19 protein-coding genes are annotated in these 14231 nt (G+C 41.0%); 3 read left to right on the forward strand and 16 right to left on the reverse strand.

Annotated elements, in window-relative coordinates:
* Positions 1-6: 6 nt before the first annotated feature.
* The 13 genes from ACWPV5_RS09065 to ACWPV5_RS09125 all read right to left on the reverse strand — a co-directional run bounded on the left by ACWPV5_RS09065 (position 7) and on the right by ACWPV5_RS09125 (position 9548).
* The gene (locus tag ACWPV5_RS09065) at positions 7-306 is read right to left on the reverse strand and encodes a YlxQ-related RNA-binding protein (protein WP_001041390.1); all 300 of its coding nucleotides are present in this window, start codon (positions 304-306) and stop codon (positions 7-9) included.
* The gene (gene rnpM / locus ACWPV5_RS09070) at positions 299-592 is read right to left on the reverse strand and encodes an RNase P modulator RnpM (RefSeq protein WP_000857562.1); all 294 of its coding nucleotides are present in this window, start codon (positions 590-592) and stop codon (positions 299-301) included. The genes ACWPV5_RS09065 and rnpM overlap by 8 nt, the downstream gene beginning before the upstream one ends.
* A 21-nt stretch (positions 593-613) precedes the next feature.
* The gene (gene nusA, locus ACWPV5_RS09075) at positions 614-1750 is read right to left on the reverse strand and encodes a transcription termination factor NusA (protein ID WP_000032274.1); all 1137 of its coding nucleotides are present in this window, start codon (positions 1748-1750) and stop codon (positions 614-616) included.
* Between the two features lie 43 nt (positions 1751-1793).
* A complete protein-coding gene (gene rimP, locus ACWPV5_RS09080) occupies positions 1794-2273 on the reverse strand; it encodes a ribosome maturation factor RimP (RefSeq protein ID WP_001808691.1) in 480 nt (159 codons plus the stop codon).
* A 125-nt stretch (positions 2274-2398) separates the two neighbouring features.
* A complete protein-coding gene (gene trmB, locus ACWPV5_RS09085; RefSeq protein WP_023938706.1) occupies positions 2399-3034 on the reverse strand; it encodes a tRNA (guanosine(46)-N7)-methyltransferase TrmB in 636 nt (211 codons plus the stop codon).
* Entirely contained in the window at positions 3031-3825 is a 795-nt protein-coding gene (ccrZ, locus tag ACWPV5_RS09090) for a cell cycle regulator CcrZ (RefSeq protein ID WP_000363006.1), read from the reverse strand. The genes trmB and ccrZ overlap by 4 nt, the downstream gene beginning before the upstream one ends.
* Positions 3826-3987: 162 nt before the next feature.
* Positions 3988-4599: a CPBP family intramembrane glutamic endopeptidase gene (locus ACWPV5_RS09095; protein ID WP_173282607.1), complete on the reverse strand. Its 612-nt coding sequence runs from the start codon at positions 4597-4599 to the stop codon at positions 3988-3990.
* A gap of 30 nt (positions 4600-4629) precedes the next feature.
* Positions 4630-4878 (reverse strand): immunity protein BlpZ, encoded by a 249-nt coding sequence (blpZ, locus tag ACWPV5_RS09100; RefSeq protein ID WP_000276515.1) that lies wholly within the window; start codon positions 4876-4878, stop codon positions 4630-4632.
* A gap of 41 nt (positions 4879-4919) precedes the next feature.
* Entirely contained in the window at positions 4920-5609 is a 690-nt protein-coding gene (locus ACWPV5_RS09105; RefSeq protein WP_454383537.1) for a CPBP family intramembrane glutamic endopeptidase, read from the reverse strand.
* A gap of 64 nt (positions 5610-5673) precedes the next feature.
* Complete coding sequence (locus ACWPV5_RS09110) at positions 5674-6057, reverse strand: immunity protein (protein WP_454383539.1); 384 nt, start codon at positions 6055-6057, stop codon at positions 5674-5676.
* An 82-nt stretch (positions 6058-6139) separates the two neighbouring features.
* The gene (locus ACWPV5_RS09115; protein ID WP_261048228.1) at positions 6140-6544 is read right to left on the reverse strand and encodes an immunity protein; all 405 of its coding nucleotides are present in this window, start codon (positions 6542-6544) and stop codon (positions 6140-6142) included.
* 903 nt (positions 6545-7447) lie between these two features.
* A complete protein-coding gene (locus tag ACWPV5_RS09120; RefSeq protein ID WP_261074725.1) occupies positions 7448-8797 on the reverse strand; it encodes a sensor histidine kinase in 1350 nt (449 codons plus the stop codon).
* Positions 8798-8810: 13 nt separating this feature from the next.
* On the reverse strand, positions 8811-9548 hold the full coding sequence (locus ACWPV5_RS09125; protein WP_261074724.1) for a response regulator transcription factor: 738 nt from the start codon (positions 9546-9548) through the stop codon (positions 8811-8813).
* A gap of 295 nt (positions 9549-9843) precedes the next feature.
* Between ACWPV5_RS09125 and ACWPV5_RS09130 the strand changes: the two genes are divergently transcribed.
* Positions 9844-10173 carry a helicase BlpT gene (locus ACWPV5_RS09130; protein WP_261048230.1) on the forward strand — a complete coding sequence of 110 codons (330 nt, stop codon included), beginning with the start codon at positions 9844-9846 and terminating at the stop codon, positions 10171-10173.
* A gap of 61 nt (positions 10174-10234) precedes the next feature.
* On the opposite strand, the gene ACWPV5_RS09135 is transcribed toward ACWPV5_RS09130, so the two are convergent.
* The gene (locus ACWPV5_RS09135) at positions 10235-11284 is read right to left on the reverse strand and encodes an ABC transporter permease (RefSeq protein WP_261048233.1); all 1050 of its coding nucleotides are present in this window, start codon (positions 11282-11284) and stop codon (positions 10235-10237) included.
* Positions 11281-12012, reverse strand: coding sequence for an ABC transporter ATP-binding protein (locus tag ACWPV5_RS09140; RefSeq protein WP_261070595.1), 732 nt, complete (start codon positions 12010-12012; stop codon positions 11281-11283). The genes ACWPV5_RS09135 and ACWPV5_RS09140 overlap by 4 nt, the downstream gene beginning before the upstream one ends.
* 67 nt (positions 12013-12079) lie before the next feature.
* Between ACWPV5_RS09140 and ACWPV5_RS09145 the strand changes: the two genes are divergently transcribed.
* Positions 12080-12490 carry an HIT family protein gene (locus ACWPV5_RS09145; RefSeq protein ID WP_261048237.1) on the forward strand — a complete coding sequence of 137 codons (411 nt, stop codon included), beginning with the start codon at positions 12080-12082 and terminating at the stop codon, positions 12488-12490.
* Positions 12491-12499: 9 nt separating this feature from the next.
* Positions 12500-12787, forward strand: coding sequence for a hypothetical protein (locus tag ACWPV5_RS09150; protein ID WP_000777748.1), 288 nt, complete (start codon positions 12500-12502; stop codon positions 12785-12787).
* Positions 12788-13067: 280 nt separating this feature from the next.
* Here ACWPV5_RS09150 and dnaJ read toward each other — a convergent pair whose 3' ends face one another.
* Positions 13068-14204: a molecular chaperone DnaJ gene (gene dnaJ, locus ACWPV5_RS09155; RefSeq protein ID WP_049493653.1), complete on the reverse strand. Its 1137-nt coding sequence runs from the start codon at positions 14202-14204 to the stop codon at positions 13068-13070.
* Positions 14205-14231 lie beyond the last annotated feature (27 nt).

Genomic DNA, 14231 nt, shown 5'->3' on the forward strand with positions numbered 1-14231 from the left:
CCTCTTCTATTCCATAAGAGACCTCATTTTCTTTGTAAATCCAGCATCTGTTACAGCCAAAACCTTTCTCGATTTCCCGACTGCTATGCTTAATTCCAGTGTTGAAAACACGGTTACAATTTCTACTTGATAATAATGACTTTTATCTTGAATCTTCTTGGTCAGATTGGGTCCAGCATCATGGGCTAGAAAGACCAACTTGGCCTTTCCGTCTTGAATGGCCTTGACGACCAATTCCTCACCCGATATGATCCTGCCTGCTCGCTGAGCCAGTCCCAAGAGATTGCTTATCTTTTGCTTATTCAAGTCCTAACTCTCTTCTTTTCACTTTGTGATCCACATAAGCGATCAACTCATCATAAAAGCTTTCTTCCACTTCCATGCTAAAGCTGCGGTTAAAGACCTTCTTCTTTTTCGCCTCTAGGGCTTCTGCATTGTCTAGCTTGATATAAGCGCCGCGACCATTAGCCTTGCCTGTCGGATCGATAAAGACTTGTCCTTCCTTGTTTTTGACAATACGGAGCAAATCACGCTTATCAATCACTTCGTTAGACACAACAGACTTGCGCAAAGGGATTTTTCTCGTTTTCATCTTTCCCTCCTCTAGCAGCTTTTATTCTTCTACAGTATCGTTTTCTGCTTCCAAATCTACCGAACCAGCTTCTTCCATGGCTTCAAATTCGCTAGCAGACTTGATATCGATACGGTAACCAGTCAAGTGAGCTGCCAAGCGAACGTTTTGCCCACGACGACCGATAGCAAGAGAAAGCTTGTTATCTGGAACAACCACCAAAGCACGTTTGCTGTCGTTTTCGTCAAAGATAACTTGGTCAACTTCAGCAGGAGCGATGGCATTGTAGATAAATTCAGCTGGATCTGCTACCCACTCGATAACATCGATGTTTTCTTCGATTGGTACCATGCGATCATTCTTCGCATCGTAGCGAGCTGGATGGAACTTGCTAGTGATTTTCTTGATATTCGCTCCACCACGTCCAACGATTGTACCGATAGCGTCCACATTTGGATTGTGGCTACGAACGGCAACTTTCGTACGGTCACCAGCTTCACGAGCCACGCTCATGATTTCAACAGTTCCGTCATAAACTTCTGGAATTTCTTGCTCCATCAAACGTTTGATCATTTCTGGATGGCTACGGCTAACAAAGACGTTGACACCGCGAGGGTTGTCTTCAACCTTGTAGACATAAACTTCAATACGATCGTGGGAAGCAAAAACTTCTCCAGGGATTTGGTCTTGTTTTGACAATTGGGCTTCGATGCTACCAAGGTTAACATAGATAAAGCGGTTGTCAAAGCGTTCTACTGTACCAGACATGATTTCTTGCTCATGTTCTTTGTAAGTATTGTAAGTGATGGCACGTGTTTGCTTACGCATTTTTTCCATGATGGTTTGTTTGGCAGATTGGGCTGCTACACGACCAAACTCAGCAGGTGCTTCTTCAAACTTGATTTTGTCTCCAAGTTCATAGGCTGAATTAATGGCAAGAGCATCTTTCAAGCTGATTTCCAAACGGCTATCAAATACTTCATCAACAACTTCACGGACAGTATAAACGGTAAAGTCACCTGTTTTTTCGTTGAAGTCAATGGCTACGCTGTCTGATTGACCATAGCGTCTGCGATAAGCGGAACGAAGCGACTCTACTACTGCGTCGATGATATCTTCTTTTTTGATTCCCTTGTCTTCTTCCAAAATGCGGAAGGCCTCTAGCATTTCTTTACTCATGTTTTCTTCACTTTTGAATCCTCAAAAGCTATCCTTTCTTTTTCTATAATTTAACTGCTAAACGTGCTTTTGATACTAAACTGTATGGAATTTGGACAGTTTTCTTACGCGTCTTGTCCATATATTCCATAGTCAACTCGTCCTCTTCGAAGGCCAACAAGGTTCCTTCAAAGACCTTTTGCTTATCGATGGCTTGGTAGAGCCCGACATGGATGTATTTCCCAACCGCTCCAGCAACGGCATCCTTGGTTTTCAAAGGACGTTCCAAGCCTGGACTGGTGATTTCTAGGAAATATTGTTCTGGGAAGGGATCTGGCTTGATGGTGTCTAGGACAGGACTGATAATTTCTGTCAAGTCTGCCGTGTCGTTCAAGGTAATTCCTTCAGGTTTATCTACAAAAATACTGAGAATCATGTCACTGCCAATCTTTCCATACTCGATATCCACGAGTTCGAAAGGTGCTTCTATGACAGGTTCTACAACTTCTCTGACTAATTCTACGATTGTTGCGATTGCGTCCACCTCCTCATAAGCAAGAGGCGAAGATATTTCCCCGCCTCACTTTTCATATTCTTACTCTTAGTATAGCACGTTTCCCAACTTATGTAAAGCAAAAGCACTTATACAGCCTGATTTCAGGCTATTTCTTAAAATTCTGCCTCAACTCGATAGATAACTTGCCCCTTGTTTGAGAATTTTTGCTCGTATTCTGTCATGACATTGCCTTCAAAATCACTGGCATGTAAATCAAGCCAGACACCATTGAGCTTCATGCCATACTGAGAAAAGCTCACTAAACTGTACTCAAACAAGCCACGGTTATCCGTCTTGAAATGAATTTCTCCATTTTCAGGCAAGATGCGCTTGAAGGTATCCAAGAAGGTCTTGTAGGTCAAACGACGCTTTTCATGGCGTTTTTTCGGCCAAGGATCTGAAAAGTTCAGATACAAGCGGTCGATCTCACCGTCTTCAAAGTAGTCAGTCAAGTCAGAACCATCTACCCACAAGAGCTTAATGTTAGGCACTCCAACTTCAAGCACCTTGTCCAAAGCGTAGCTCAAAACAGACTTTTGAATATCAATCCCGATATAGTTGATGTCAAGATTTTGTTTGGCCATACCTGAAACAAAGGCACCCTTTCCACTCCCAACTTCCACATGAATGGGATTGTCATTACCAAACAAGTCCCGCCATTTCCCCTTGGCTTCCAAGGGATTGAGGACCACATACTGGGGATTTGCCTCTAGTAATTCTGTCGCCCCTTTACGATTTCTAACTCTCATCTTCTCTTTCCATACTTGTCTCGGAAGTGACGCAAGCCATGGATCTCCCGATTGACATTTTCTAAATCTTGGTTCATATAATACTTGGAAATCTGGCTCAAGTAAGACAATTGACCATACCAATACAATTTACTTAATACCGTCTGATTGTACTTGTAACCGTAGTAGGTCAACCATTCCTTCCACTGATGTTCTGGAATATAATGGCAGAGCATATGGGCCACATCAAACATGCGGTCGGTCAAGCGAACCGAATCCCAATCTACCAAATAAATCAAGCCACTATCTGTCTCAATCCAATTACTATGTCGTACATCTCCATGGACAATGGTCGCATAGTCCTCTCTAAATCCTGGAATAGTCTGACGTAAATCAGCCATCACTTCACTGATAAAATGATTTTTACGCAAAGCATCTGGAGCCGTTTCTTGCCAAGACTGTAGTAAATCTACAGGTGTTTCCATGGCATAGCCCAAACGACTCAACTGTGTCATCAAAGGACGTGAGCGATGTAGGCGGGTTAAAATATTGACGATTTGCTTACGATTCATATCATAGGGGGTCAATATCTTGCCTGTCAACCATTCTTGAGCACACATATCACGCCCATCTGCCAAACGGCGACTCCATAATAATTGTGGAGCAATTTGTTCTCTAGCTAGACCAGGTAGGATTGGAGAGGTGTTCATTTTTACAAAGATACGCTTCCCATCAGGATAGCTACCCATATAAGCCTTGCCACTTTTCCCAGGTATGGGAGTCAGTGTTAGCTCATTATCACCCAAATCCATTTCTTTCCTCCGTATAAAGTTTCCTTACTATTCTACTAGTTTTTGGCCTATTCGTCAACCGCTCCACACCCGATTCTCAAAGAAAAGCATCTGGATTGGTACAGGCTATCATTATAGAAAGAAAAAGGCAAGCACCGTCTTCTACTTACCTTTTCATAATTTTTATAAATAATATAAGAGTGGCCAACTGTTGTAAAACATGTGGACTAGAGTAGAAACCCATAAGTTTTGGCTCTTTTTATAAGCAAAGCCCAGCAACAGGCCCCCAAGTAGATAAAAAATAAACGAAGGGACATTAGAAGGTCCATGCATGAAAGAAAAGAGAGAGGAAGTTAGCACAAGCCCTAACCAAGAATTGTCAAAAACCGCACCTTGAAGAAGTCCTCTGAAAATGAGTTCCTCCTGGATGGGGCCAAAAACTGAGGAAGTCAAAATCAAAGACAGAGAAATTCCTCTGCTGACTTCCGCCAAGTGTTGAACTCCTGCGCCAGAAGAAATAGCGAAGAAATGAATATAAACCAGCGTCTCAAGCACACTTAGAAGAAAGATTGCAATGAAAAGCAAAAGTTGTTTCTTGCTTAACATCCCAAAAGAAATCATTTCAAACTTTCTAGCATAAGCAACACTCAGCGAGGTTACTAGAAGACTTACAATAATCAATTCAGATTCATTTTGAAAAAAATCCCCATGGTTAATCGTATAAGGAACTGTAATGACGATTAGTAGTACTAAAAATCCAAAGCACAAGGCATGAAATTTATCAAAAAACTCCATAAAACTATCCTCCTCACCAAACAGACTTCCCTACAAGTCATCCTTTAACTCTAGTCTTTCCAAAACAAACCATTTGAGTAACCAAAATCCGACCACATAACCAGCCCCTAAGAATATAGCCATTAAAGATAGCATGGGATTTAGGAAATAAAAGACCACAACAGATACAAAGGTTAGCACAAAAACATTAAAGGCAATGGTGTCAGAAGCCAAGACTAGAATATAAGGTGTCAACCAGTCTAAGGTTTTGGAATCTAGGAAAAATAAGTGTTTATACATGATGACCTCCTCTATGGCTGAAAAGCAAACCTTTTGTTTTTTTACCCCAAGACCCTATGTAGAAAAGTGAGCAAAAATGGTAAGTTTGCAATGATATTATTAACAATATGGATCGAATAAGAAGGATAGATACTCTTCGTATAACGTGTTAGACAGGCAAATAGACAGCCCACTGCCGTATAGACAAGAATATCTGCGAAACTTGGCAAGCTAGAAAAGTGGGGCAAGGCAAATAAGAATGACGGAAAGAGAAGATCCAACCCCCACCTCGAATTCTTAAAGAAAGCATGTTGAAGCAGTCCTCTACATACCAATTCTTCCATCAGAGGTCCTAGTACGATTAAGGTTAGGTAAACACCAAACTCCGCAAAATTTGTCTCACTATAGGCAATAAACAAATTCCACCCTTCATTGGTTCCCTGAACGTGTTTAGCTGTCAGATAGTTAAAGCAGATAAGTACAACAGCGGCTAACACCGTCAGAACAGAATAGCTCAACCACTTTTTCCTAGGGATGCGAAAGAGATAAGCATGGCCCGACCTGACCAAAATCCAAATCATAAAGCAGATAAAGAGAAGGCTGATGATGTTTCGAATCCAGATAAGATTTCCTACCCAAGACGAGAACTCCCAATAATTGCTCCAAAATTGGGTCGTCCAAGACAGTCCGAAAAACAAAAATAAATAAGAAAGAATGGCACTCGTTTTGAAAAGAATAGAGTGTCTTTTCATAGAAATCCTCCCCACTATCTACAAGACAGGATGGCTCGCCTTGTCAGGCTCTATTACTGCAAGATTAAGAAGACAGCTTGTTCTTTTTAAGGCTAACCTGACTACTAGATAATAGATACATTAAGGCATTAAAGACAATGAAAATATGTCCATAGAATAAAATCAACCTCGCATCCAAACCAAGATAAAGTTTGACCATCAAAAAGATGAGCAAAAGAATTTGAAACCATACCGTTTTTCCAAAAATAAATTTAAAGCGGTTTTGAATGTCTACTTCCTTGATTTTTACCGCTACCCCTTTATTAGCAAGAAGGAAAACGCCTGCTTCAAACAAGCCACTGTAGAGAACAAGCCACCCAATCGACACATTAGAGATTTGTAAAAATGTTCCTAAAAGAATATTCAACATACTACTCAAAAAAATAACAAGAAATAATCTGTATTTCATATTAAATACCTCCATTCATTTATTTCACGAACGTTTTCATAGAAGCTTCTAATCAAAAATTCTGTCAGAAGAGGAAGGCAAACTACTTTTTATAATACTTCAAGCCCCAAATGAGCAGAAGCATGATGATCAAGCAGAGAATAGCGCCAATATAGGCGATTAGTTGTTGGTAGAATTCTCCTGCTGTGATACCCCTATACAAACAAATAATAGACATAAAACCTGTCAAGCCGATATACATGAGTTGATTGGTTCTAGGACTAACCAAATCATCATCTTCAAACTCTCTTATCCTCATCTCCCTAGTGAGGTAAACAGTAACCAAAATCGAAGCCAAGTTAATAACCACTAAAAGAAATTGGAAAACCAATGAAAAATTTAAAAACTGACGAGATAGAAATAGATAAGTAGAGACAAGCAAGGGCAACTGCCCTAAGAACAATCTCGCAAGAAAGATGTTCCGTTTTTTAGCAAGAAAAGCTTTCATTTCTTTGCTCCTTTCTTTTTAGTTAAAGCAACATAGATCACAACCGCAATCATATAGGCTATGGTATAAAATAACTGATACCAAATACTCTCCCTAAGCGGATAAAGAAAGATGGACATAATCAGATACAAGATGAAAATGATAAGTATTTTTCTCTTCATAAGATATCCTCCTAAATGTATGCTTTATCTTATACTCAATGAAAATCAAAGAGCAAACTAGGAAGCTAGCCGCAGGCTGTACTTGAGTACGGCAAGGCAACGCTGACGTAGTTTGAATTTGATTTTCGAAGAGTATTAGTTGAGCAAGAACCTTTACACTGTTAGTATAGCACTCATTTTGACCTTGGATTACTCAAATCATAAATGGTCATCAAAACATCTTGAATTGTTAAAAATTTAAAAAGCAAGCATGAAAAACATACTTGCCCTAAGGGAACTTAACAATGTGAAAATACGAAATCGAAAACTATTCACCCTTACTTCCTTCTGTTCTGATAGATTCTCATGATTGCAACAAGGATACAAGCTGTCCCACCTGCCAAAACGAGGAGGGTAATGATAATGTTGAGAATTTCAGGCGTCCTCTCTATTCTGTTGGCAAGACGGACTAAAGACAATACTGTCAATAAGAGTAGAGCTACTGACCCTGTCCTAATTAAAGAATCCATTCGGTTCTCAACCGCATATAAGAATGATGGTAACATAACACAGGCTATAGCAATCACAAACAGATTGCTCCCCGTTTCTTCTCCCTTGTTCACCACGGAAATCATGAGAAGATTCGATGCTATGATCAACGTAGAACAGATGATAAAATAGGATTTCTTATTCATTTATGATACCTCGCATACTATAGTATTTTAATTGATGACTTTAGGCAGTACTTCTTTCCACAAATCTTCTAATCATCAACTGATATCGAGTGAATCGTTAAAACCTGACGAAAGATTTGATTTTGACAGGTGGTATTTAGACTGGTATTAGGATGGCTTTCCACAATTTTCATGACGGTATAGAGACCAACTCCTCTCTCCTCCCCTTTAGAACTGGCTCCAAAGGAGAAAATCTCAGAAATGTCTATACCCTCTTCTTTAATGGAATTTTCAATGATAAAGGTCTCCTGTGCTCCATTTTTTAAAAAAGCAATTGAAACATGAGGTTGACTGGCCTCTGCACTGGCTTCAATAGCATTGTCACAAAGGATAGACACAATAGTCAGAAAATCAAGCAGGCTCATCCCCTCTACCTGAATCTCCTCAGGAACTTCGACATTAAAGACAATGTTCTTATCTCTAGCTTTTAGAAATTTCCCTGCTAGTAGACTTTTGAGGGCTTTATCACGAATATTCACCAATCGACCAAGGTCATATTTATTGTCCTGCAATTTTTCACTAGAATCCTTTAAGACCGAATCGTAGACCTCTTTTATCTGCTCCATATCCTCCTCTTCAATGCCCAGACGTAAACTGGTCAAGAGGTTGGTGTAGTCATGGCGAAAACTCCGTACTTCCTTGTAAAGTTCCTCTATATGCCGACTATAGCGTTCCATATCTCTGTAGCGCAAGGCCTGCTCTTGGTCCAGTCTCTCATGGAGTTTGTACTTCAAATAGGTATCCAGCTTCTTGATAACCCCCATAAAAAAGAGTAGGTAAAACACTAGAATCAGATGGCGAACAGTCGTTGATTGAATACCTTGTACATTTTCAAAATAAGACAGACTTTGCATCACTAGATAGTAAGCCCCCATTATCCAGTTAATCTTAGTCAGGGACTGTTGAAAACCTTTATCGAGAATCTCCCTCCTCAAACTAGTAAAATCATAGTCTAACCATTTCAAAAAGGCTAGAGAAATAAAGCAAATGAAAATTTTTATACATAACCAAATAAAAGAGCGGTCATCATACACATGCTCTTGCCCCAAAAATGGAAGCACAAAATAGGAGACTACCCTGAAAAAAAGATTCACCAACATCATTGGAAAGAGACCATAAAAGAAGAGTAGTTTTTTAGGAAGCCCTCTTAACAATAAGAAAGATAAACCAATGCCGTACAAGGGTTCCATAAAATAAGATAGGTAAGTATTTCCTACTATATAGCTAATCGTTACAAAAACAACTGCTAAAAGTAGCTTAAAAAGAAAGGACTTAAAAACTCTCTCCAGAGTTAGAACAATTCCATCCACCTTAAAAAATATAAACAATTCCAATCCAGATATCAAAAACACATATACTATCTTCCAAACTAATTCCATTCCAGCACCTCACTTAGTGTAAGTTATTGATAGCTTCAGACACTTCCCTGACCTTATAACGCGCTATCATACAGCTTCCACCATTGGGAAAGTAAAGAAGTTTTTCTTTCTTATCCAAACGAACCACATTGGCAGGATTGATGAGAAAAGAGCGGTGGCACTGCAAGAGACGAGGTTCCTGCTTGAAAACCTCCTCTAAACTCGCTGTAAATTCCAGCCTGTCCGTCTTAGTATAGAGAATAACACGATGGGCTCTGGGCGATGTTTCGAGATAGTAGACCTCTTTAAAAGGATACTGGAATTGGGCAAATTTTGATTTAAAGTAAAAGCAATCTTCCGCCAGACTCTTACTATCTTGACTATTGGCATAGAGGAGGGCTGTCTCGATCCGAGATTCAAACTCCTCTGCCGACAAGGCCTTATCAATGTAGTCCAAAGCTGACACTTGGTAGCGAAAGGACAAGGGCATAAACTCCGAGTGAGTCGTCACAAAGACGATGAGAGCATAGGGGTCTCGATCCCGAATCTTTCTAGCCACTTCCAGACCCCTCATCTCCTCATTTCGAATCTCAATATCCAAAAAGAATAGCTGATGCACCCCCTTCTCATGCACCTCTGCCAGCAGCTGGTCTGGCTTACCAAAGACCTCAAAAGAACTGGGAGTGATATGATGTTCTTTCAAGAGTTTCTCAATCGTCGTTTCAATCCTAGTCTGTTGGGAAAAATCATCTTCTAAAACAAATATTCTCATCTTTTTACTCTCCTTGTTTCGATTTCTTCCTAAAAAGAGAATAGCAAAAATACTATGATACAAGCCCACCAAATCTTAAACAGGCCTTTAACGCTCCTGAAGGGTATCTTGTTCCTCAAATAAGCATGATAATCTTACCACTATTTTATCATAAAATCTTAACAGTACCATTCAGGAAATTTCAAGGGCAATTAAAGATTTGATGGTGAAAAAGGAGATAAAAGTGATAGACTGACAGTATCAAAACACAGTTGCTAGAAACAAGACTGGCACCCAGATTAAAGGAGGCATTCTCATGACAGATACAGACCCTATCAAAACAGCTCAGACTTTGATTACTGACTTGAACAAAGCCTACCAAGCATGCAAACAGGCAACCGCTGACGACGTCCGATTTCAGGAGCAACTGGACAATATCCTCCGCTTTCTCTCTAAAGCTGAGACAGTGGATAATCGATTCTTGATTGAACTGGAAAAATTTTACCAGACTTGCAGTCTTCTCATGGGACTCAGCGCTCTCAATCCAGACGCTCCTACTCGCACCGCTTGGCGGGCCTATGACCGTTTTCACTTTGACCAAGTCAAGACCAAGTTAAGTCTCTACGGCCCAACCATTCTCTTGTAAAAAATAAAAGAAGCTGAGACAAACTGAACTCAACTTCTTTTTTAATATCATATAAGCAATGTTAGTCCTGCATCTGACGTTTTACCTGATAAGGCAAATATAAGACTAGTAAAACCAAACCTGCACCCAGCAAGGCTAGAAGAGCAAGTTTTTCTTGGAAGGTCACAAGACCGACGATTAATTCCACTACTAAAACAAAACTGGTCAATCCTCGGACTACAGCCTGCAAACCTTTTTCCTTTTGCCCCTTGTCCAGTGGAAAGAGTTGGGTCAAATACTGGTAGTCAAAGGCGTGATAGAGGGCAAGCAACTGGAAGAGCAAGAGGTAGTTAAAGAGAACCACCACTGCTGTCGCAATCCAAGCTTGCTCGATAAAGACCTGCGCCAATATGGAAAGCAAGAGAAGTCGAAGACTGAGGGCAAAGAGGTCTCCATTTCGCAGATAAGAACGCAGATAGAGATTTTGCCAAATCTTTCCAGGCACCTTCTGAACAGCCTTTAGGATAAAGTCCAGATAGGCCCGACGCTTGACACTGTTTGAAATTCCCTTGACCTGCGTAAAGAGGGCGAAGAAACGAAGCAAGACTTGCTTGCGCTTACTTTCTTGGGAAATGACATAGTCCCAGTCCAGCCCAGTTTCAGTGAAAAATTTGCTGGCCTTTTGACGAAAGAGGATATATTTTCCTACCCCCAATAAAAGCACATAGATCAAAAAAAGTGGTAAGGCATAACCCATGGCTAAAAATAAAGGCGCAAATAAAAGCAAGAAAAGGGTCTGAACAAAGAGCCAAAAGCCTAGGGAAATAGCAGTTTGACGCTTGAGATGGAGCTTGATTTCTTCTTCTCCAACCAAGAGAAAGAGCTTGTCTGGAGCCTCCATATAGGTGGCAATTCCTCCCCAAAGTAAAAGTAAAACAGACGTAATGCCCACAAACAAAAGGATAGGCCAATGATTTTCAGGAAAATCTTGCAAGAGTTGACTGTACTGGTAGGCTAGAAAGCCCAGCAGGACAAGCAGGAACAAGACAAAGTGGTCATTGAGCACATAGCGCAGATAACCAAGACACTCCTTACGAAAAGCCTGCTTTCTCTTTAAAAACAAGTCTTTCATAGCTCCTCCTCTTTGGTCAGAGCCAAGTAAATATCATTCAAACTAGCCTCAGGCATATCAAAGGCTTCGCGCAGTTGCAAGAGATTTCCCTTGGCACGCACCTCTCCCTTGTGGAGAATGACAAAAGCATCACACATCTTCTCCGCCGAATCCAGCACGTGGGTACTCATAAGAATGGACTTGCCCTTTTGCTTTTCCACTTCCAAAAGCTGAATCAAGTCTGCAATAGCCAGTGGATCAAGACCAAGGAAAGGCTCATCCACGATGAAAAGACTCGGATCCACCACAAAAGCACAGATAATCATGACCTTCTGCTTCATCCCTTTTGAAAAATGAACAGGGAACCAGTCCAATTTCTGATCCAGACGGAACATTTTTAACAAAGGTTCTACTCGCTCAAAAGCCACCTTTTGCTCAATAGCATAAGCCATAGCAACCGTTTCGATATGCTCTCTGAGGGTCAATTCTTCATACAGGCTAGGCGTCTCAGGAATGTAACCAATCTGCTTGCGATAGCTAGTCGCATCTTCTTGCAGAGTCAGGCCATTGATATTGATGGAACCGCTATAAGGTGTCAACAGACCGATAATCTCATTGATCGTCGTTGATTTCCCAGCACCATTGAGACCAATCAAACCGACCAACTGCCCACTTTCAACGGTAAAGGACACATCTTTCAAGACAGGGACATGAACATAACCACCTGTCAGATTTTTAATTTCTAACATATTTTCTCCAAATCTGGTATAATGTAGCTATATTATATCAAAATTCAATACAGTAGAGGTAGATTTTATGTCAGATTGCATTTTTTGTAAAATCATCGCAGGGGAAATTCCTGCTTCAAAAGTATATGAAGATGAGCAGGTTCTTGCCTTTCTTGATATCTCTCAAGTGACACCAGGTCACACCTTAGTCGTGCCAAAAGAACACTATCGCAATCTTTTAGAAATGGACGCTACTAGCGCCAGCCAACTCTTTGCCCAAGTGCCAAAAGTGGCTCAAAAAGTCATGAAAGCCACTAAGGCTGCTGGCATGAATATCATTGCCAACTGTGAAGAAGTCGCTGGTCAAACAGTCTTTCATACCCACGTTCACCTTGTGCCTCGCTACAGTGCGGACGATGACCTCAAGATTGATTTTATCGCCCACGAACCAGACTTTGACAAACTTGCTCAAATCGCTGAAACCATCAAAAACGCATAAGGAGTTGCCATGAAATTATCCAATCTACTGCTATTTGCAGGAGCTGCAGCTGGAAGTTATCTAATCACAAAAAATCGCCAAACCATCACAGATGAAGTCTTGAATACCACTGACCGCGTTCAAGCTATCAAAGACGATGTGGATATTATCCAAAACAGCCTGCAAATCATCGACCAGCAAAAAGAACTCATCAAGGAATACCAAGAAGACCTGACTTACAAGTTTAAGGTCTTGGAAAAAGATATCCAGACTAGACTAGCTGTGATTAAAGAAACACAGGAAATCGAAGATAAGTAAAAAGAGCTACTCGGCTCTTTTTTAAAATGTAAACAAGTTATATCCCATCAACTATACACCATAATTTAGGCAACTCATTCACCATTTCACAACTAAATCGAAGTCTTTCCGCCGTAATGAAAACACCTGAAACAGTTTGGTTTCAGGTTTCCGGAAACTTTGAGACCTAAGTTCAAAGTTTAGGTATGGAACTTCGAAGAAGGTCGCTACCGTCCGTCATTACTTAAGGAAAGTCTTAAAAAATCTATAAAGCAAAAAGAGCCCGACGGCTCTTTTTACTTTATTCTCCATCAAAGGCATCTTTAATATGGTCAAAGAAACCTTTTTTCTTTGGATTGACTTTTAAATCACCAGCAGCTGCGAATTCTTTAAGCGCTGCTTTTTGGCGGTCATTCAAGCCTGTCGGTGTTACGACATTGACAGTAACGTATTGGTCACCAACTGCACCGCCACGAAGGCTCGGAGCTCCTTTTCCACGTAGACGGAATTTCTTACCAGTCTGAGTACCCTCTGGAATAACCAATTCAACATCACCGTGAACAGTTGGAATATCTACTGTGTCACCAAGAGCTGCTTGGACAAAGTTGAGGTTGAGATTGTAGAAGATAGTCGTTCCTTCACGTTCAAACTTGTCGCTGGCTTCCACAGAAACCACTACATACAAGTCACCGTAAGGTCCACCGTTAAATCCAGCTTCACCTTGACCAGCTAGGCGAATTTGTTGACCTGTTTCCACACCAGCAGGGATTTTTACATGTACACTATGAGCTTGTTTTTCATGACCTGTTCCGTGACAAGTGGTACATGGATCCTTGATTTCTTTTCCACGACCGTGACAGACATCACAGGTTACTTGGCGACGCATCATACCAAGCGGAGTTTGTGTATCAACGTTAATGACACCAGCGCCATGACAGCGTCCACAAGTGACTGGACTTGTTCCTGGCTTAGCACCTGAGCCATTACATGTACGACAGCTTGCTTCACGATTGTACTTAACCTCTTTTTCAGCTCCAAAAATAGCTTCTTCAAAGGTCAAATTCACACGGTATTGGAGGTCATCCCCCTGACGAGGAGCATTTGGATTGCGCGAAGCACCGCCTCCGCCGAAGAAACTTGAGAAAATATCCTCAAAACCACCGAAGCCTCCTGCCCCATCGAAACCGCCGAAACCACCAGCTCCACCAAAACCACCGTTGGCTCCAGCAGCACCGTATTGGTCATAGGCAGCACGTTTTTGGTCGTCACTCAAAGTCTCATAGGCTTCCTGAACTTCCTTGTACTTTTCCTCAGCACCAGGCTCCTTGTTGATATCTGGGTGATATTTTTTGGAAAGTTTACGATAAGCCTTTTTGATTTCGTCTGCCGAAGCGTTTTTTGACACCCCCAGACGATCATAAAATTCAGTATTGTTCATACAAGATACCAAGACCGTAAAATTCGA

It is taken from the genome of Streptococcus sp. Marseille-Q7156, from assembly GCF_965119495.1.